Source organism: Devosia sp. Root105 (assembly GCF_001424865.1).
Classification (GTDB): domain Bacteria; phylum Pseudomonadota; class Alphaproteobacteria; order Rhizobiales; family Devosiaceae; genus Devosia_A.
The window spans coordinates 584,081-601,896 of record NZ_LMCR01000019.1 but is presented as its reverse complement, the minus strand read 5'-3'; the positions used below and the strand labels follow the sequence as shown (position 1 = coordinate 601,896).

The 17,816-nt window shown below is 65.1% G+C and carries 18 protein-coding genes and 1 tRNA gene; 8 read left to right on the top strand and 11 right to left on the bottom strand.

The genetic code is table 11. The features are described from left to right. Nucleotides 1–5: 5 nt before the first annotated feature. Nucleotides 6–914, bottom strand: a complete 909-nt coding sequence (gene argB, locus ASC68_RS25375) for an acetylglutamate kinase (RefSeq protein WP_244488541.1) — start codon at nucleotides 912–914, stop codon at nucleotides 6–8. 199 nt (nucleotides 915–1,113) lie between these two features. Here argB and ASC68_RS25370 point away from each other — a divergent pair, with 199 nt between their 5' ends. From ASC68_RS25370 to ASC68_RS25350, 5 genes are all read left to right on the top strand, one after another. After that, nucleotides 1,114–1,662, top strand: coding sequence for a sigma-70 family RNA polymerase sigma factor (locus ASC68_RS25370; protein ID WP_055886044.1), 549 nt, complete (start codon nucleotides 1,114–1,116; stop codon nucleotides 1,660–1,662). Next, a complete protein-coding gene (locus tag ASC68_RS25365; RefSeq protein WP_055886041.1) occupies nucleotides 1,659–2,375 on the top strand; it encodes an anti-sigma factor in 717 nt (238 codons plus the stop codon). The genes ASC68_RS25370 and ASC68_RS25365 overlap by 4 nt, the downstream gene beginning before the upstream one ends. 236 nt (nucleotides 2,376–2,611) lie before the next feature. Then, nucleotides 2,612–3,175, top strand: a complete 564-nt coding sequence (locus tag ASC68_RS25360) for a fasciclin domain-containing protein (RefSeq protein WP_055886037.1) — start codon at nucleotides 2,612–2,614, stop codon at nucleotides 3,173–3,175. A gap of 208 nt (nucleotides 3,176–3,383) precedes the next feature. After that, nucleotides 3,384–3,812, top strand: coding sequence for a peptide-methionine (R)-S-oxide reductase MsrB (msrB, locus tag ASC68_RS25355; protein ID WP_244488553.1), 429 nt, complete (start codon nucleotides 3,384–3,386; stop codon nucleotides 3,810–3,812). 157 nt (nucleotides 3,813–3,969) lie between these two features. Beyond that, nucleotides 3,970–4,674 (top strand): type 1 glutamine amidotransferase, encoded by a 705-nt coding sequence (locus ASC68_RS25350; protein WP_055886027.1) that lies wholly within the window; start codon nucleotides 3,970–3,972, stop codon nucleotides 4,672–4,674. Nucleotides 4,675–4,678: 4 nt separating this feature from the next. Here the strand turns inward: ASC68_RS25350 and yihA are convergent, their stop codons facing one another. From yihA to rpmH, 5 genes are all read right to left on the bottom strand, one after another. Next, on the bottom strand, nucleotides 4,679–5,329 hold the full coding sequence (yihA, locus tag ASC68_RS25345) for a ribosome biogenesis GTP-binding protein YihA/YsxC (protein ID WP_055886024.1): 651 nt from the start codon (nucleotides 5,327–5,329) through the stop codon (nucleotides 4,679–4,681). A gap of 286 nt (nucleotides 5,330–5,615) precedes the next feature. Next, a complete protein-coding gene (locus tag ASC68_RS25340; RefSeq protein ID WP_055886021.1) occupies nucleotides 5,616–6,317 on the bottom strand; it encodes a hypothetical protein in 702 nt (233 codons plus the stop codon). Nucleotides 6,318–6,354: 37 nt separating this feature from the next. Next, a complete protein-coding gene (gene yidC / locus ASC68_RS25335; RefSeq protein WP_055886018.1) occupies nucleotides 6,355–8,214 on the bottom strand; it encodes a membrane protein insertase YidC in 1,860 nt (619 codons plus the stop codon). Continuing rightward, nucleotides 8,214–8,564 carry a ribonuclease P protein component gene (rnpA, locus tag ASC68_RS25330; protein ID WP_162247993.1) on the bottom strand — a complete coding sequence of 117 codons (351 nt, stop codon included), beginning with the start codon at nucleotides 8,562–8,564 and terminating at the stop codon, nucleotides 8,214–8,216. The genes yidC and rnpA overlap by 1 nt, the downstream gene beginning before the upstream one ends. 40 nt (nucleotides 8,565–8,604) lie before the next feature. Then, entirely contained in the window at nucleotides 8,605–8,742 is a 138-nt protein-coding gene (gene rpmH / locus ASC68_RS25325) for a 50S ribosomal protein L34 (protein ID WP_055886015.1), read from the bottom strand. Nucleotides 8,743–9,008: 266 nt separating this feature from the next. Here rpmH and ASC68_RS25320 point away from each other — a divergent pair, with 266 nt between their 5' ends. The 3 genes from ASC68_RS25320 to ASC68_RS25310 all read left to right on the top strand — a co-directional run bounded on the left by ASC68_RS25320 (nucleotide 9,009) and on the right by ASC68_RS25310 (nucleotide 12,111). Beyond that, nucleotides 9,009–10,442, top strand: coding sequence for an NAD(P)/FAD-dependent oxidoreductase (locus ASC68_RS25320; protein WP_055886012.1), 1,434 nt, complete (start codon nucleotides 9,009–9,011; stop codon nucleotides 10,440–10,442). Between the two features lie 59 nt (nucleotides 10,443–10,501). Further along, entirely contained in the window at nucleotides 10,502–11,932 is a 1,431-nt protein-coding gene (locus ASC68_RS25315; protein ID WP_055886009.1) for a HAMP domain-containing sensor histidine kinase, read from the top strand. A gap of 102 nt (nucleotides 11,933–12,034) precedes the next feature. Next, nucleotides 12,035–12,111, top strand: a tRNA-Arg gene (locus ASC68_RS25310). 146 nt (nucleotides 12,112–12,257) lie between these two features. Here the strand turns inward: ASC68_RS25310 and ASC68_RS25305 are convergent. The 5 genes from ASC68_RS25305 to ASC68_RS25285 form a co-directional block, all read right to left on the bottom strand. Next, nucleotides 12,258–12,974 carry a DNA-binding protein gene (locus ASC68_RS25305; RefSeq protein WP_197421406.1) on the bottom strand — a complete coding sequence of 239 codons (717 nt, stop codon included), beginning with the start codon at nucleotides 12,972–12,974 and terminating at the stop codon, nucleotides 12,258–12,260. Nucleotides 12,975–13,526: 552 nt separating this feature from the next. Beyond that, complete coding sequence (locus tag ASC68_RS25300; RefSeq protein ID WP_055886005.1) at nucleotides 13,527–14,204, bottom strand: response regulator transcription factor; 678 nt, start codon at nucleotides 14,202–14,204, stop codon at nucleotides 13,527–13,529. Then, nucleotides 14,194–14,574 carry a response regulator gene (locus ASC68_RS25295; RefSeq protein WP_055886001.1) on the bottom strand — a complete coding sequence of 127 codons (381 nt, stop codon included), beginning with the start codon at nucleotides 14,572–14,574 and terminating at the stop codon, nucleotides 14,194–14,196. Before ASC68_RS25295 ends, ASC68_RS25300 begins: the two co-directional genes overlap by 11 nt. Next, nucleotides 14,564–15,214, bottom strand: a complete 651-nt coding sequence (locus ASC68_RS25290; protein ID WP_055885998.1) for a response regulator — start codon at nucleotides 15,212–15,214, stop codon at nucleotides 14,564–14,566. The genes ASC68_RS25295 and ASC68_RS25290 overlap by 11 nt, the downstream gene beginning before the upstream one ends. After that, nucleotides 15,211–17,754 (bottom strand): PAS domain-containing protein, encoded by a 2,544-nt coding sequence (locus ASC68_RS25285; RefSeq protein ID WP_055885995.1) that lies wholly within the window; start codon nucleotides 17,752–17,754, stop codon nucleotides 15,211–15,213. The genes ASC68_RS25290 and ASC68_RS25285 overlap by 4 nt, the downstream gene beginning before the upstream one ends. Between the last annotated feature and the right edge of the window lie 62 nt (nucleotides 17,755–17,816).

Genomic DNA, 17,816 nt, shown 5'->3' with positions numbered 1-17,816 from the left:
CAAGCTTACCTTACGATCAGCGTACCCGCGCCATGCGCGGTGAACAGCTCGACCAGCACCACGTGCGGGGTCTTGCCGTTGAGGATCACCACACCCTCGACGCCGTTATCGAGCGCTTCGAGGCAGGTTTCGACCTTGGGGATCATGCCGCCATTGATCGTGCCGTCGGCGATCAGCGCCCGCGCGTCGCGGGCCGACAGCTCGGGGATCAGTTTCTTGTTCGCGTCGAGCACGCCGTCGACATCGGTCAGGAACAGCAGGCGCTTGGCGCCGAGCGAGCCGGCAATGGCGCCGGCGAAGGTATCGGCATTGATGTTATAGGTCTGGCCGTCGCGGCCGGGCGCCACCGGGGCGATCACCGGGATCATCTCCGAGCGGGCGAGGAGGTCGAGCAGCGTGCGGTCGACTTCCACCGGCTCGCCGACAAAGCCCAGATCAAGCTCGCGCTCGATGTTCGAGCCGGGGTCCTTGACGGTCTTGGTGGCCTTTTTGGCGAAGACCATGTTGCCGTCCTTGCCGCACAAGCCGATGGCCCATTCGCCCTCGGCATTGATCAGCGCCACGATCTCTTTGTTGATCGAGCCGGCCAGCACCATCTCGACGACTTCCATCGTCCGCTTGTCGGTGACGCGCAGCCCGCCCTCGAACTTCGACTCTATGCCGAGATTCTTCAGCATCGAGGCGATCTGCGGCCCGCCGCCATGCACGACGATCGGGTTGACCTTGGATTGCTTCAAGAGCGCGATGTCGCGCGCGAAGGCCTGGCCCAGCTCCACATCGCCCATCGCGTGGCCGCCGTACTTCACCACGACGGTCTTGCCCTCATAGCGCTGCATATAGGGCAGCGCCTGCGACAGGACGGCGGCGTCGCGGGAAAAGCTCTCGATGTCAGGCATGGCGCGCTGTGTATCCATTGTGTCCCGTCCTATAGCGCATTCCATTGGAGTCGAAAGCGCTTTTGAGCCCCGTGCCGGAGCGGATCAGGAAAAGTTGTGAGACTTTCCACCTCGATCCCGCGACCAGACATGGGCATCAACAGAACAAACACGAAGATTTCGTGACCGGGCGCTGTGGGGATAGGCATACTCACAGCCTTTGGCTAAGTTCGCGCCCATGAGCAGCACCGCGAGCCTCGAGATCGCCGACCTCATTGCCCGTTGTGCCCTGCGGGACCGCGCGGCATTTCGTGATCTCTACAGCCGCACCAGTGCGAAACTTTTCGGCGTCGTGCTGCGTATCCTCAAAGACAGATCGGAAGCCGAAGAGGCGCTCCAGGAAGTGTACGTCAAGATCTGGCAGCGCGCCGACCGCTACGTGGCGGGTGGCTACAGCCCGATCAGTTGGCTGGTGGCGGTCGCCCGCAACCACTCGCTGGACGTCCTCCGGGCGCGCAAGCCGGTAAGCGATGATATCGACCTCGTGCTTGACCTCGCCGATGGCGGGCCTGACCCAGAGCAGGCCACCATCGACAGTTCGGAGCGCACGCGCATCGACGGCTGCCTCGACGAACTCGAGAGCGACAAGGCCGATTGTGTGCGCGGGGCCTATCTCGACGGCTTCAGCTACGAGGAACTGGCGACGCGCCACAGCGTACCGCTGAACACGATGCGAACCTGGCTGCGACGCAGCCTGTTGAAACTGAGAGAGTGCCTGTCGGCATGAGCACGGAAGGTCACAGCGGCGGTAGGGAGGACGACCAGGTGCTGGTCGCCGAGTACGCGCTCGGCCTCTTGCAAGGCGGCGAGCGAGCCGCCCTCGCACGCCGCATCGTCGCCGAGCCGGGGCTCGCCTCGGACCTGCGCCTGTGGCGTTCCCGCCTCGCGACCCTCGACGACGAGTTCGCTGAAGTCGCGGCGCCGTCAGGCGTCCTGGCCCGCATCGAGAGCCGCCTGTTCGGCGCCACTGCGGCTGTTTCCGGGGGCTGGTGGAACTCGTTGGCTTTGTGGCGCGGTCTCACCGCCGCTGCTGCGGCGGTGGCCGTGGTTGCCATCGGCGTCAACCTGCTGCAGCCGCGCGTCGATCCCAATGTTCTGGCCACCCAGCTGGTCGCCGCGATCCAGGCGCAAGAGGGCAGTGGCGTCGAGTTCGTCGCGCTCTACGATCAGGCTTCCGGTCAAGTGCGCATCACTTCGCTCAAGGGCACCGCCGTGCCTGACAAGGATTTCGAGCTCTGGTACATCAAGGGCGCTGAGCCTGCGGTATCGATGGGCGTGATCCCGGTCGACCAGCGCCTGGAGATCCCGCTCGATGCCGCCGCCAAGGCCGGTATCGAACCCGGCACCGTCCTCGCCGTGACTCTGGAGCAGAAGGGTGGCTCGCCCACCGGCGTGGCGCAGGGCCCGATCGTCGCGGTCGGTACCGTGACCCCCATCTGATCGGCGCTCCGATCCGTCAGCTTTTCTGCAGCCCGCCTTATCCAGGCGGGCTGTTTCGTTTGTGCCGGCGTTCGCGACGCGCGTACGGCAGCCGCCCGCGAATAGTTTCGCCAGCTAGCCCGAATAAAACGCTCCGGATGAAAATGTGATCCGAAACTGCCTTGCAGCAGCCGCCGTATCTCCCGCTGTCCCGTCACAAAAACAATGCGGACACTGCCAAAAGGAAGGAACCAACAATGAAGTTCTCCACTCTTCGCGTACTTGCCGTCTCGGCCATGCTGTCGGTCTCTGCTCTCTCCGGCGCGGCCCTTGCTGAGAACCCGATGGTCGGCGGCGCGCCGATGTCCGAGACCAAGGATATCATCGACAATGCAGTGAACTCGGCCGACCACACCACCCTGGTCGCCGCCGTGAAGGCCGCCGGCCTCGTCGAGACGCTGAAGGGCGCTGGCCCGTTCACCGTTCTCGCCCCGGTCAATGCCGCGTTCGATGCACTCCCGGCCGGCACTGTCGACAACCTGCTGAAGCCCGAGAACAAGGATCAGCTGGTGAAGATTCTCACCTGCCACGTTATCGCCGCCAAGGCCATGGCGGCCGACATCACCAAGATGGCGATGGATGACGGCGGTACCCACGAAGTGACCACCGTCGGCGGCTGCAAGCTGTGGCTGAAGGCCGATGGCGGCAAGGTGACCATCACCGACGAAGCCGGTGGCGTCGCCAATGTCACTATCGCCGACGTGGTGCAGTCGAACGGCGTGATCCATGTCATCGACAAGGTGCTGCTGCCCAAGATGTAACCGGCGCGGTCCGACCTGCGAATAGATGGTGTGAACCGCTTCGTGTCCCGTGGGGCGATCCTCACGGGACACGAGCATTTGAATGCCCATCACCGGCGGGGCGGATAGACTGCCGGCAACTGCTGAAAGGCCTCATCCCATGCAAGTCGATCGTCGGACATTCCTCCTTGGCGGCACCGCCATTGCTGCCCTCGGCGCGGCCGCCCTGATGTTCCGGCCGATGGGCTCGAGCCGCGCTGCCGAAGGCACCTTCGAGGTCAATCTCACCGAAGACGAGTGGAAGGCGAAGCTCGACCCCAAGGTGTTCGAAGTGCTGCGCCACGAAGCCACCGAAGCCCCGGGCTCCTCGCCGCTGCTCTACGAGCACCGCGCCGGCATCTTCGACTGCGCCGGCTGCGAGCTGCCGCTGTTCGATTCCAAGACCAAGTACGAGAGCGGCACCGGCTGGCCCAGCTTCTACCAGCCGCTCGACAACGCCGTCGGCGAAGCCACCGACACCACGCTCGGCATGAGCCGCACCGAAGTGCATTGCCGCCGCTGCGGGGGACATCTCGGCCACGTCTTCAACGACGGGCCGCAACCCACGGGCCTGCGCTACTGCATGAACGGCCTCGCTCTGACTTTCACCCCGGCCTGACCGGGTTTCCCTGAGATTAGTGCCTACCCTCCGACTGGCCCTTCATCCCCCACGTCCGATAGACGTTGTGGGATGGGGGGCCTTCTTCTATGCAACAGAGCCTTGCTGCCCGGCCATCTTGTCAAGCCCGGCGAACCGCCCCATTTCTTGGCTCGCCATGAAGCTCACCATCATCCAGACCGGCGAAGTTCCCGCTCTGCTGCGCCCGCAGTTCGGCGCCTACCCGCCGATGTTCAAGCGCATGTTCGACGAGGCGGGCCAACCGTTCGACTACGAGACGGTGGCTGTCTATGATGGCGCCGAGTTTCCCGATGCGACCAGCCTCGACGGCATCCTGATCACCGGCTCCGCCGCCGGCGTCTACGACGACTACGCCTGGCTCGACCCGCTGCGCGCCTTCATCCGCTCGGCCTACGCCGCCAATACCCCGATGCTCGGCATCTGCTTCGGCCACCAGATCATGGCCGACGCTCTAGGCGGTGATGTGCGCAAATCCGAGAAGGGCTGGGGCCTCGGCCGCCACACCTATGAAGTTAAGGCTCGTCCCGGCTTCCTCGCCACCGACCTGCCGGCGCTGTCGATCGCCTGCTCGCACCAGGATCAGGTGATCGTCCCGCCCAAAGAAGCAGAGGTGTTTCTCGGCTCCGAGTTCACGCCCAATGCCGGCCTGGTCTACCGGAACGGCAAGGCCCTGAGCCTCCAGCCGCACCCGGAATTCCTCGACGACTACACCCTCGCTCTCGCCGAACTCCGCCGCGGCAAGGCCCCGGACGCCGTGGTGGACACCGCCGTCGCCTCGGTCACAACGCCGTCGCACAGCAAGGATGTAGCCGGCTGGCTGGGAAGCTTCCTGAGCCGCTGAGCCCTCAGTGCTCCATCAGTTGCCGGATCTCCGCCCGCAACTGCTCGAGGCCGACCTTCTCTTCGCTCGAGGTCAGGATGATCTCGGGATGCGCCGCCGGGCGTTTGGCGATCGCGGCACGGGTCTTGGCCAGCGCTGCTTCCAACTCCGTCTTGTTCGGCTTGTCGGCCTTGGTGACGACGATCTGGTAGCTCACCGCCGCCTTGTCGAGCTCGTTCATCACCGTCGCATCATTAGCGTTCGGGCCATGCCGGCCATCGATCAGCACGTAGACGCGCCTGAGGTTCGGCCGGCCGGTGAGGTACTGGTGGATCAGCCGGGTCCACTGCTTCACCTTGTCCTCGGGCGCCCTGGCATAGCCGTAGCCGGGCATGTCGACGATGCGCAGGTCGTCCGACTGGCTCTCGAAGATGTTGAGCTCCTGCGTCCGCCCCGGCGTGTTCGAGGTGCGGGCCAGCCCGGTAGTGCCGGTCAGCGCATTGATCAGTGACGACTTGCCGACATTGGAGCGCCCGGCAAAGGCAATCTCCATCCGGTCGGCCGGCGGCAGGTCGGCGATGCGCACGCAGCCCTTGATGAAGACGAACGGCCGCGCGAACAGCAGCCGTCCCGCCTCGATCTGGTCTGCGCTGAACTTGGATTGTGTCTCGCTCATTGGCGTTCAATAGGGGAGGGCGGCGGAGAAGGGAAGGGGAGCGTGGGCTGATAGCCCCGAGGCTCTATCGTCGATCGTCCCCAGCACTGGATGCCACACCTCCCCCTTGATGGGGGAGGCCGGGAGGGGGTGGAGCCGCAGGCTTGTTGCAGAGACGGGCGGGTTCACCCCCCGGGAACTCCTTGTCTAGTTCGGTGTTCGTGGCTCACCCCCCTCCCAATCTCCCCCACAAGGGGGGAGGTGCCGCTCGGTGTGTGAGGCACGATCCAGCCCGATCCTCCGGTCTCTACACCGGATACCCGAAAGCCCGCTTCTCAAGCCCTTGCGCCACCATCGCCTTCGAGAAAGCCGGCCAGTTGTCGACCTTGTCGGCCGCCGCCTTTACCCGGTCCTGCTTCACAAGCCCGGTGGTGCTGAGCGCTGCCGGCACCTTGAGCGTCACCCCCACCTGCGCTGCAGCCGCCGAGAACCGCCGCAGCGCGCCCTCGGGCGGCTGGTCGATGTCGGTCTCGTAGCGCAGGATCGGTGAGGGCAGGAAGCGCCGGTTGAGCCAGTTGCGCCAGCGGTCGTACCAGCGCTCCTGCGCGTCCATCCAGGCGGCGAAATCGGCGATGTCGAGGCTGAGGCGGACCGCCGAGGTGTCGACCTCCTGCCACTTGTGCACGCTGATCGCCTTGCACCAGCTGACATAGGCATCGATCTGCCGGCGCACCACGAAGATCACCCGCACACCCGGCCGCGACAGCACCAGCTGCTCGACGGTCTCGGGCTCGAGCGTATCGTGCCAGAGCTTGAAGGTGAGGACGCGCTTGTGTTCGGCGCGGGCCGCGTCCGTCGCCTGGTCGAGCACGTGGTCCGGCTCGATCCGCTCGGCGAGGCTGTTGAACAGTTCGGGGAAGCTCTTGAGCTCGGCGAAATTGCCGCCGAGCTGCATCAGGTGGTTGGCCCCGGTGCGGGGGCCGGTGATCAGGCAGAGGCTGTCCAGCACCTGATCACCCCTTGCCGCGTCAGCTGGCTCTGTTGCGTCAGCTGGCCTTGCCGCCGGCCGGTTTTTCTTCGACCTTGGGCTTGCGCTTGAAGCTCGCCGTGATGTTGCCGAGCAGGTCCACTTCGGCGCCGTGGCGCTTCATGATGAACCACTGCTGCGTCACCGAGAGCAGGTTGTTCCACGCCCAGTAGATCACGAGGCCGGCGGGGAACGTGCCCAGCATGAAGGTGAAGATGATCGGCATCCAGTTGAAGATCATCGCCTGCGTCGGATCCGGCGGCGGCGGGTTGAGCTTCATCTGCACCCACATGGTGATGCCCATGATCACCGGCCAGACGCCCAGATGCAGCAGTCCGCCCACCACCGGCAGGGCAACCGGGTTCCACGGGATCAGCCCGAACAGGGTGAAGATGTTAGTCGGATCAGGCGCCGCGAGGTCGACGATCCAGCCGAAGAACGGCGCGTGCCGCATCTCCAGCGAGATGAAGATGACGGTATAGAGCGAGAAGAATACCGGGATCTGGATCAGGATCGGCCAGCAGCCCGAGAGCGGATTGATCTTCTCTTTCTTGTACAGCTCCATCATCGCCTGCTGCTGTGCGGGGCGATCGTCCTTGAAGCGCTCCTGGATCGACTTCATTTCCGGCTGCACGCGCCGCATCGCCGCCATCGAGGCGTACGAGCGGTTGGCCAGCGGGAAGAACAGGCCCTTGACGATGACCGTCACCGCGAGGATGGCGAGACCGAAATTGCCGAGGATTCCGTAGAGGAACTGCAACAGGAAGAACATCGGCTTGGTCAGGAAGTGCAGCCAGCCCCAGTCGATCAGCAGTTCGAGCCGGTCGAAGCCGTAGGTCTTTTCGTAGCTGGCGATCACCCCTTCGCGCTTGGCGCCGGCGAACAGGTAGGTCTTGTTCTCAGCGGTGCCGCCGGCCGGCACCAGCACCGGTGTGGTTTCGACGAAGCTGGTCTGGAAGATGTTCTGGGCGCCCGAGGGGGTCGCCGAGAAGCGAGCGTTGAGCGGCGCGCCCGGCACCGAGAGCACGGCCGTCGCCCAGTACTTGTCGGTGATGCCGACCCAGCCGCCGGTAGTGCTGGAGACGTCGATCTGCTTGTCGTTGACGACGTCGTCGTACTTTTTGGAGACCAGGTTGTTCGAGCCGAGCACGCCGAGCGGGCCCTCATGCTGCACGAAGAAGTTCTGCACGTGCGGCTTGCCCTGGCGCACGATGCGCGAGAACGGGTAGAGCGCCACGTCGCCGGAGCCGGTATTCTCCACCGACTGCGCCACGGTGAACAGGTAATTGTCGTCGACGCTGATGGTGCGGCGGAAGATCAGCCCGGCGCCATTGTCCCACTTCAGCGTCACCGGCGTTGCGACGGTCAGCGTCTGCGCATCGCCCTCGACCGACCACACGGTGGTCTCGCTCGGGGTTGCCGCAGTGCCGCCGGCTGCCGGCACCCAGCCGGTTTCGGCGTAATAGCCGCCGGGGGCGCCGGAGGGGATCAGCAGGGTAATGATCGGCGAATTGGGGTCGACCGTCTCTGTGTACTGCTTGAGCTGCAGGTCATCGAGGCGGGCGCCGGTGAGGTTGATCGAGCCCGACAGCGATGGGGTATCGATCTTCAACCGCTGCGGCGATGCCGCGAGCGCGGCCGCGCGGTCGGCGAACGTCCCCGTGGCGCCGGTTGCTGCAGCCGCCGCGGGCGTGCTGCCGTCGGCGGCGGGCGTCGCGAGGCTGGCATCGGTCGCCGGCGCCTGCGCGGCCTGCTCGAGCGCCGCTCGCTTCTGCGCCTGCTCCAGTTGCGGGCCGGCAATGAAGAACTGCCATCCGAACAGCACCACGACGCTGAGCACGATCGCAATGATCATGTTGCGGTTGTTATCGGACTGCATCAGCTCTTCTTCTTCAGGTGGACTTTGGAAATGGCGGCGGCCAGGTCGTTGACCAGCTGGCCGTACGGAATGCTCAGCGCCTCGCGGCGGCCGACCAGCACGTAATCATGTTGGGGTTCGAACCCGCTCGCGCAAGCCTTCGCGGCAGCCCGAAGGCGCCGGCGGATGCGGTTGCGCTGGGGCGAGTTGCCCATCTGCTTGGTAACCGTGAAGCCGATGCCCGGCTCGGCCAGGCCGATGCCCGGCTCGTCGAGCTCACGCGCGTTCGCCTGCAGCGAAAACGCAGCGCGCCCGACGCGCTGGCCTCGGGCGGCTTTCAGAAATTCGGACCGGTTCTTGAGGCGCCGCAAAGCGCCATCCCGTGGCATGGCCGTGTTCACGGCCAAAACCTTAGGCCGAGAGCTTGGCGCGGCCGACAGCGCGGCGGCGGTTCAGAATCTTGCGGCCGTTCTTGGTCGCCATACGGGCGCGGAAACCGTGCCGGCGAGTGCGGACGAGCGTGCTCGGCTGGAAAGTGCGTTTCGACATACGATCTGACCACGCCGGCGCGCGGTTCCTCTTATACTTGAGAGCAGCAAGGTGCTTGCCGGCCGGGCCCTGATCTGGGCGCCTACGGCAGATTGGGGCGGCTTATAGGGAATTGGTTCGGTGAAGTCAACGCGAGGACCGTGCGGCAGAGCGGCATTGTCTGCCCCTGAAATCCGCCGATTTCCACACTGCCTTGATCCCGCCCACTATTGTTGGGCCGTCACCCGGTGATAATGAGGCGCGGGGGCTTAGTCGAGAGAGCGAGATTGGCCGATATCCTTACGCCCGACCTCTGTGTCATCGGGGCCGGATCCGGCGGCCTGGCCGTCGCCGAGGCCGCCCGCGCCTATGGGGCCTCGGTCGTGCTGGTCGAGAAGGCGCGGCTGGGTGGCAACGCGCTGCATGCCGGCGCGATTCCGGCCAAGGCGCTGGTCGCCGCCGCCGCTCACGCCCAGGCGCTGCGGGATGGCGCCGCTTTCGGCATCGCCGCGGACGAGCCCAAGATCAATTTTCGCAAGGTGCACGACCATGTCGAGCAGGTGATCGCCGCGCTTGCGCCGCATGATGCCGCGGGCCGGCTCGAAGCGCTCGGCGTCGAGATCATCCGCGGCGCCGCCCGCTTCATCAACCGCAAGGCCCTGTCGGTCGGGGATAGTGAAATCCGCGCCCGCCGCTTCGTTATTGCGACCGGCGCGCGGCTGCCGATCCCCTCCATCCCGGGGCTCGACGCGGTGCCATATTTCACCAGCGAGACCATTCTCGACAATACGAGGAAACTCACCCACCTCGTGGTCATCGGTGGCGGGGGCGTGGCGCTCGAACTGGCCCAGGCCTATGCCCGGCTCGGCACCGAGGTCACTGTGGTCGAGAACGGTCCGATGCTTGCAGGCTTCGACCCCGAACTGGCGGCCGTCGCATTGAAGCGGGTCGAAGAGGAGGGCGTCCGCCTCCGGGCGCACACCACCGTCACCGCCATCCAGGCCCGATCGATGGGCATCGGCGTCGCCGTGCAGAACGGCGAGGACGACCAGTTGCTCGACGTCTCGCACATCCTCGTTGCCGCCGAACGCATGCCCAACCTTGCCGGCCTCGACCTCGACAAGGCCGGCATCCGGATGAACAAGGCCGATCCGCGGCTGCTGCTGCTGTCTCCTGGCCTCAAGACCACCAATCCGCGCGTCTACGCGGTCGGTGACGCCGCCGGCGGCCAGTCGGTGCAGGCGGCGGTGCGCCAGGCCGAGGTCGTGGTGCGCAGCGTCCTCCTCGGTGCTATGGCCAAACCGGACGCGCTGCGCGTCCCGCGCGTCGTCTCCACCGACCCCGAGCTCGCCGAGATCGGCCTCAACGAAGCGCTGGCCCGCTTGAGGCACGGCGCCGGCTTTCGCGTCACCCGCTGGTCCTACGCCGACAATGATCGGGCCCGCACCTCACGTGCGACCTATGGCCTCGCCAAGCTCATCACCGACCGCTCCGGCAGGATCCTCGGCGCTGGCGTCGTCGGTCCCGGCGCCGGCGAGCTGGTTGCGTTGTTTTCCCTCGCCATGACCGGTGGGCTCAGGGCCGACAAGCTCGCCGAGCTGGTTGCGCCTTACCCCTCTTACGCCGAGATCGCGGTGCGGCTCGGCGAGGAGTTCCGCCGTGGCGGGACGGCCAAGCCGCTCATCCGGCAGTGGATCAGCCTCAATAAGCTGCTCGGCTAGGCCCGTTTGTCACCTGTTGACGCTGGAAAGCCACAGCTTTCCCCGCTAATCATCGCCCAATGGCTAAACAAAACCGCGCGATGCCTGGCCCGTTCTCCGGGCTGTCCGTCAAGATCATCGCCACCATCATCGTGGTGATCCTTGCGGTTGAGATCGTGATCTATCTGCCATCGGCCGCCAACTTCCGCCAAAGCTGGCTCAACGACCGGTTGCGCGTCGGCGTCGTCGCTGCCCGCGTGCTCGATGCCGTGCCCGACGCCATGAACCTGCCGCGCATGCTGACCGACCGGCTGCTCACCTCGGCCGGCGCCCTCGCCATCGTCTATCGCCGCGAGGGCCAGAGCCAGCTGATCGAACTCGAGAACGTCACCATGCCGCGCGAGGCGGTGACGGTGGATCTGCGCCAGCGCGATCCGGCCTCACTGATTCTCGGCGCCCTCGAGACCCTGGTGCTCGGCTCCAACCGCACGCTGCGCATCGTCGGCGAAGAAGACGGTATGCCCGACCGGGTCATCGAGGTGCTGATGCCCGAGGCGCCGTTGCGCAGCGAGCTGCTGCTCTATTCGCGCAACCTGTTCTTCCTGTCGCTGATCCTCGCCATCATCACTTCGGCGGTTCTCTATGTATTTGTCTCGCGCATCCTGATTGCGCCAATCCGCCGCCTCACCGGCAACATGGTGGAGTTCTCCGAGGCGCCCGAGAACGCCGCGCTGATCGTCACCCCATCCGACCGGCGCGACGAAATCGGCATCATGGAGCGCGAACTGGCGGCGATGGAATCCGATATCTATTCGATGCTGCGCCAGCGCCGGCATCTCGCCGATCTCGGCCTCGCCGTCGCCAAGATCAACCACGACCTGCGCAACACCCTGACCTCGGCGCAACTGCTTTCCGACCAGGTGGCCAATCTCGACGATCCCAAGGTGCAGCGCCTCGCGCCGCGCCTGGTGCTGTCGATCGACAAGGCCATCGGCTTCGCCCAGTCGGTGCTCGACTATGGCCGCCAGAGCGCCACCCCGCCGCGGCCGGTGCCGGTTGACCTGCATCTGCTGCTCGATGAAGCCGCCTTCGATGCCGGCCTCGTCGGCCACCCCGCGATCCGCTGGACCAACCACGTGCCTGACGCGGTGTCGATCTCCGCCGATCCCGACCAGTTTGCCCGCATCTTCGACAATCTGTTCAAGAATGCGCGCGAGGCGCTCGAGGCCGCCGGCGGCAAGATCGACGGCCCTCAGGTCGAGGTCAGCATCGCCGAGACGCCCGACTGGCTCACCCTCACGGTCACCGACAACGGTCCCGGCCTGCCGCCACGGGCCCGCGAGAACCTGTTCGTCGCCTTCGAGGGCTCCGCCAAGGCCGGCGGCACCGGTCTTGGGCTCGCCATCGCTCGCGAGTTGACCGAGGCGCATGGTGGCAAGCTCAGCTTCGTCGACCAGCCGCTGGGCACGCGTTTCGACGTCACGCTGCCCCGTTCCATCCGCATCGCCTGAACTGTCACGTCAGCGTCAAAATTCCTCGCGCGTCGATGCTTGCAATGCTGCGGCGGCCCATGTATGGGTCTCGCCGTTCGCCGGAAACACCACCGGCCGTGCGCGCCCTTAGCTCAGCTGGATAGAGCACCAGACTACGAATCTGGGGGTCAGGAGTTCGAATCTCTTAGGGCGCGCCAATCCTTCCCCGAGCTGTCAGCCGAAATGTCACGCCAAATCGCGATTGGGTCGATTCCAAAGAAAGTTGGGTCGGCCGCTAGCTCGACACGGCCAGCGCTCGGATCCGAAGATCCGAGCGGCGACTGCAAGGTTGCCGGCAGTAGCGTCAGCTAGCAGCTGCCTTCGGTTCGTCCCTGCGGACCCGATTTCTGCCCTTTTCCGTCAGGCTTAGCCCGATGTACCCGCGGTCGATCGAATGGGTTCTGGCCTTTTGCGCCTCGTGTGGCTTGTGTCCCTGAGCCTCGAGCTCAGCGTAAAGCACCTTGGTCGCAATTGGTTCGTCGGCCCCGCTCAACACAGCGAGCAGGGCGAGTAGCGTGGACGTTTCCTCAGGAACCGCGGCTGTAGGCGCTGGGAGCGAACTTGACACCGCCGACGCTTGCGCACGGAACAATTGAGCGGCCGCCTGAAGCTCGCTCGTGCTCTGAAGCAATTGGTCCAGCCGGTTCTCGGCGAGCTCCGCACGTTTTGTCGCTGCCTCTTCAGAAGCCTCTAGCAACTCGAAATCCTCTCTTAGGCCGGCATAGGCCGCTCGAAACTCGCGGACCTCGGCCGCCAGCGCTCCCTCGGCATGACGCTTAGCCGCAGCCCACAGCTTCTTGAGCACCGGCTCTGCGATGTCGGCAAGAAAGCTCGCGGAGGGATCGTCGTCATGGGACGCATTCAGGCGTTCTGACCGGACCACTGCCAAGTGCTTCAACACTGTGCTCTTCGAGCCGCCCGTCAATTTGAGAACATTGGCCGCGGACGGAGAGTTGCCTCTCGCCAACAGCTGTTGATAGGCGCTGCGGACGCTTTCAAGATTGGCGACCGTTTTTGACACCATCTACGACCGGCAGCAGGTGGAGCCTCATTTGCTGATGAGGGCTTAGCGTCACCTACCAGCCGAACCGGTGATGCGGCTATCATCCATCCTGATGGTCCATCAGGCTGTCCCGGTCGAGCGCGGTGCCGCCGTCTGCGTTGATCGCTAACTGCCGCCGATGTTGCTTCTAGTCATTTGGCCAACTGGGGAGACGTGCTCAATCGGCCGATCGAGTTCTGGGTACTGCAGGCGTCGTCGCGGCTATCGAGTCCCAAGGTCACGAGCTTGCATCGTTCCTCGCCGCCCAATTCCTCAATGGCAGGCTAGATTTGACCGCTGTCTGACTTCCGCTTTGGGCGGATAGTGTTGAAAAAGTCCGCGCGGGTCATCAGCTGCCAAACTGGCTGAAACGATCTTGCGCGGCCAGCCGCCGAGAGGCCCTTCGGCAGCGAAACCGTTCTCGCTACTGGCCACTGCCGGAACCTCATCCCAGCACGTCGGCCGTAGTGGCGCCATGGACGCCCTTCGGCCCGCTTTTTCAACGCTATCGCGCCAATTGCCGACATCCGGTCACGGAGCCTGTGTGCCGGAGGAGATGCTCCAGACTCGGATTAGCTCGGCAATCGAACCGAGCCCCATTTTCCGCATGGCGTTGCTGCGGTGAAGCTTCACCGTGACTTCGCTGATGCCGAGGTCGAAGGCGATCTGCTTGTTGAGGCGGCCATGCGCGACCTTTTCCATCACCTCGAGCTCGCGAGGCGTCAGAGTAGCGACACGCTCGGCGTGCCGACGTGTTACTTCGGCGTCGGCCCGTTGGGCGGCATCCCGGGCGATTCCCGCGGCGATGGCATCGAGTAGCGTCTGGTCCCGCACCGGCTTGGTCAGGAAGTCGATGGCACCCGCCTTCATCGCCTGGACGGTCATAGGGATGTCGCCATGCCCGGTGAGAAAAATGACCGGCTTCGGATTGGGGCCACGGGCCAGTTGCTGCTGGATATCCAGTCCGCTGCTGCCCGGCATGCGAACATCGAGGATCAGGCAGCCCGGCCGTTTCAGCGAGCCACTCTCAAGCATCTCACCGACTGACGCGAAGGGTAAGGGCTCATATCCTGCCGATTGGATAAGCTCGGTCAGACCCTCGCGGACTCGCTGGTCGTCATCGACGATGAAGACCGCCGGCCTCAGGTCCAATCCCGTGACGGACTGCGACGCCACAACCCTGGTTGTCTGTCCTTGGTCAAGTCCCATGCTTGCCTCCGTCTCTGGATTTGAGGGCGCCCACCACCGTCGACAGTAGCTCACCGGCGTCGAACGGCTTGCGGAACAGGCCGCCAACGTTCGAGGCACGGTCGGCAACCTCATGGCGCCCGGTGATCAGGAAAACCGGCAGGTCCGGCCGCACGCGCAGCACCCGGTCACGGAGTTCGAACCCATCCATACCGACCATCCCGATGTCGGTGATCAGCATGTCGATGTCGGCTGTGCCCCCCTCCAGCAAAGCCTGTCCCGACAGATAGCAACGAGCCACATATCCTGCAGATTCTAGAAGTTCCGACAGGGACTCCAATACCCGCGCATCGTCGTCGACGATGGCGATCACGGCTCGCTCAGTGGTCACGATCGGTCACTCCCAAACGGGAATGGGTGACCGGGACCTGCAGGCGCTCGGCGATGCGGACGAGATCGGCCAGCGACGCGGCCGCCATCTTGTGCATGACGTTGCGGCGATGGATTTGCAGGGTCACTTCGCTGATCCCGAGCTCGGCCGCGGCCTGCTTGTTGAGCAGCCCGCTGACCACCAATGGCAGCACGTCGCGTTCTCGCGGGGTCAACTCGTCGTAGCGACGCCGCAGGGCCAGCAGTTCAGTCTGCTCGGTCCGCCTGGCGCGATCGAGCGCGATCGCCTGATCGATTGCTCGCATCAGGTCGGAGTCGCTGAATGGCTTGGTGAGAAAATCCACCGCGCCGCCTTTGATCGCTCGCACCGATGATGGGATGTCGCCGTGACCGGTGATGAAGACGATGGGTGGATGCTCGCCCTCCCCCAGTTGGCGCTGCAGTTCCAATCCTGTGATACCTGGGAGTTCGAGATCGAGGATCAGGCAGGCAGGCAGGTCCGGTTTGTCGGCCCTGACATATTCAGCGGCCGAGGCGAACGGCATTGAACGTATCCCGTGTGAATCGAGCAGCTCCGTGAGCGCCTCGCGGATCGGCGCATCGTCGTCAACGATGAAGGCGATTTTGTCGTTACTGGTCATGGCGAAGTCTGCGTCTCCGGCACGTTGGCCGCGACCGGCAGGGTGAAGATAAATCTGGCTCCCGCCGGCGTATTCGGCTCGGCCCAGAGTCGACCGCCATGCGACTGGACGATCGAACGGCTGATCGCCAGTCCCATGCCCATGCCGCCGCCCTTGGTGGTGACGAACGGCTCGAAGATCGTCTCGGGGTTCGATAGCCCAGAGCCTGTGTCGCTGATTTCGGTTCGCACCAGGCCATCGGCGGCGCTGACATCGATCCGTAAGTCTCGCGGTCCCGTCGCCGACTCCATCGCCTCGATGCCGTTGCGCAGCAGGTTGATGATCACCTGCTGGATCTGCACGCGATCGATCACGACATCCGGGAGGTCGGCCGAGACCTGAACGGTCAGGCGAACGCGCCGCCGGGCGGCATCTTCGGCCATCAGCTCTCGAGCTTCCGCAACGAGGCGGTCGAGCCCCATGCTGGAACGGGTGTCGGCAGACTGCTTGAACAGGGAGCGGATGCTGCTGACGATATCGGCAGCCGCGTTGGCGTCGCGGATGATGCGCTCGGCCGTGATCCTCGCCCGCTCAAGGTTGGGTGGATCGGCCTTCAGCCACCGTTCGCAGGCATGCGAATTGGCGACGATGGCGGCTAGAGGCTGGTTCACTTCGTGGGCGATCGAGGCGGAAAGTTCGGCAAGGCTCGCCGCCTGGCTGGCCCGGGCCAGGCTCTCCCGCGCCAACCGCAATTCTTCCTCGGCCCGCATCTCGCTGTCGATATCGAGGCAGATGACGTTCCACTGCAGGATCGTGCCATCGGCGCTGCGCATCGGCGCGGCACGGGTCTCGACCCAGCGGTATTCGCCATCATGGCGCCGCAGCCGGTGCTTGCGGGCGTATGGCTGGCCGGTGCGCAGCGATAGGCCATAGTCCTCCTTGACCGCCGCGAGATCGTCGGGATGGACGCCCGCATCGAGCGTGCCGGCCAGCCGAGACTTTCCCGTGCCGTCGAGGGCATCGAGGTCATAGCCCAGGTACTCGCGGAGCTGTTGGCTGCGGAAGATGGGCTCGCCGTCGGGAGCAGCACAGTCGATCATAGCCGGCAGTGTCTCGACCAGTTGCCGGAACTGCTGTTCGCTCTGCCGCAGCGAGTCCTGCGCCACCACCATGTCCTCGATGTCGACGTTGACGCCGTACCACTGGACGATCTTGCCGTCGGAAGCCCGGAATGGCGCTGCTTGCCCCTCTGTCCACCGCCATGCGCCGTCGTGACGGCGGTTGCGGTAATGCAGATGGAACGGCTCACCTGTGGTGAAGGAGTGGTGCAGCGCGTTGGCGAGGAGCGTCCGGTCATCGGGGTGCACAATGGTGCCGATCGCCTCGCGCAGGCCTCCCTGAGCGTCGAAGAAAGCGAGGTCGAGGCCGATATAGTCGGTCATCGTCTTGTTGATGTAGGCGGGCTCGCCGTCGGGCGTGACACACCAGATCTGGATTGGCACGGTGTCGACGAGGCGTTGCAAGCGACGCTCGCGTTCGCGCAGCGCCTGTTCGGTAAGGCGGTAGACGTCGATATCGAGCATCGCGCCGTACCAGCCGGTAATGCGACCGTCGGCATTGCGGGTCGGTCGCGCCGCAACCCGATGCCAGACGAAGGCACCATTGGCCCGCAGCACTCGGTACTCGAAATGACAATTTTCACCAGTCCGCAGCGAGTTGCGCAGAACATCGGCGGCAAGCGGAGCATCGTCGGGATGCCAGCTGCGCTGCCAGCCCTGCCGGCCGCCTTCGAGGAACGGGATGCCGTCGAGCAGCTCGTTGAGGCCCTCGAGCGTCATCCCAATCGAAGTCTGGGCCGTGGGTGTGGCGTAGGTGAACTGGCCGGTAGCGTCCATGGCCCAGGCCCCGCCATAGAGGTCTTCGACCGCCCTGGCCGCGCGGACGGCCTCCTCGGTTTCGCCGAATGACGAGGCGACAGTCCAGCGGTCGTCGCCACGGGCGGTGGCTGGAGCGATAGTGAGACGTGGGCTCGCCTGTGGCTCGAGTCGGAACTCGACCCAGGCATAGCTGCCGTCAGGCTGCAGCTGGCGGTAGCTGCTGACCTGTGGGGTGCCGTGGAAGAAAGCCCGGGAGGCGGCCTGCTCAACCAGCGGGCGGTCCTCGGGATGCATTGATGCTTCTATCTCCGACGCGAGACCGGGGGCTTCGATATCGACCATGGCGCCGTACCAGCCGGTGATGGCGCCGGAGCCGTCGCGAACCGGCTCACCGGTGGTTCGCGCCCAGCCGAGCCGGCCGTCGCCGCGCCGCGTGCGGTGCTCAACGTCGAGACGTTCGCCGGTGTCGAGGCTTTGGCGCCAGGCTGCCTCGATCCGGGCGAGGTCGTCGGGATGGGCGAGCCGGCACCAGGCAGCTTCTCCCGCAGGGCTTCCACCGTTCGCGTAGGTGAGCCGGCCGTCGATATCTGCGGCCCAAGCGTTGCCGAGGATGCGCTCGACCGCCCTTGCCGCGTTTGCGGCGGTTATACCGGCTCCCGTCAGGTCTGGGTGGGCTATGGTCATTGCCGGCTGCTCCGGTCGTCCCTCACTGGCGCCGAGGCTAACCACAAACCACTTCCGTCGTA

Bases quoted from the DNA above. Each gene is read 5' to 3' on its own strand.
- argB (WP_244488541.1), bottom strand. From the start codon at position 914: ATGGATACACAGCGCGCCATGCCTGACATCGAGAGCTTTTCCCGCGAC.
- ASC68_RS25370 (WP_055886044.1), top strand. From the start codon at position 1,114: ATGAGCAGCACCGCGAGCCTCGAGATCGCCGACCTCATTGCCCGTTGT.
- ASC68_RS25365 (WP_055886041.1), top strand. From the start codon at position 1,659: ATGAGCACGGAAGGTCACAGCGGCGGTAGGGAGGACGACCAGGTGCTG.
- ASC68_RS25360 (WP_055886037.1), top strand. From the start codon at position 2,612: ATGAAGTTCTCCACTCTTCGCGTACTTGCCGTCTCGGCCATGCTGTCG.
- msrB (WP_244488553.1), top strand. From the start codon at position 3,384: ATGTTCCGGCCGATGGGCTCGAGCCGCGCTGCCGAAGGCACCTTCGAG.
- ASC68_RS25350 (WP_055886027.1), top strand. From the start codon at position 3,970: ATGAAGCTCACCATCATCCAGACCGGCGAAGTTCCCGCTCTGCTGCGC.
- yihA (WP_055886024.1), bottom strand. From the start codon at position 5,329: ATGAGCGAGACACAATCCAAGTTCAGCGCAGACCAGATCGAGGCGGGA.
- yidC (WP_055886018.1), bottom strand. From the start codon at position 8,214: ATGCAGTCCGATAACAACCGCAACATGATCATTGCGATCGTGCTCAGC.
- rpmH (WP_055886015.1), bottom strand. From the start codon at position 8,742: ATGTCGAAACGCACTTTCCAGCCGAGCACGCTCGTCCGCACTCGCCGG.
- ASC68_RS25315 (WP_055886009.1), top strand. From the start codon at position 10,502: ATGGCTAAACAAAACCGCGCGATGCCTGGCCCGTTCTCCGGGCTGTCC.
- ASC68_RS25300 (WP_055886005.1), bottom strand. From the start codon at position 14,204: ATGGGACTTGACCAAGGACAGACAACCAGGGTTGTGGCGTCGCAGTCC.
- ASC68_RS25290 (WP_055885998.1), bottom strand. From the start codon at position 15,214: ATGACCAGTAACGACAAAATCGCCTTCATCGTTGACGACGATGCGCCG.
- ASC68_RS25285 (WP_055885995.1), bottom strand. From the start codon at position 17,754: ATGACCATAGCCCACCCAGACCTGACGGGAGCCGGTATAACCGCCGCA.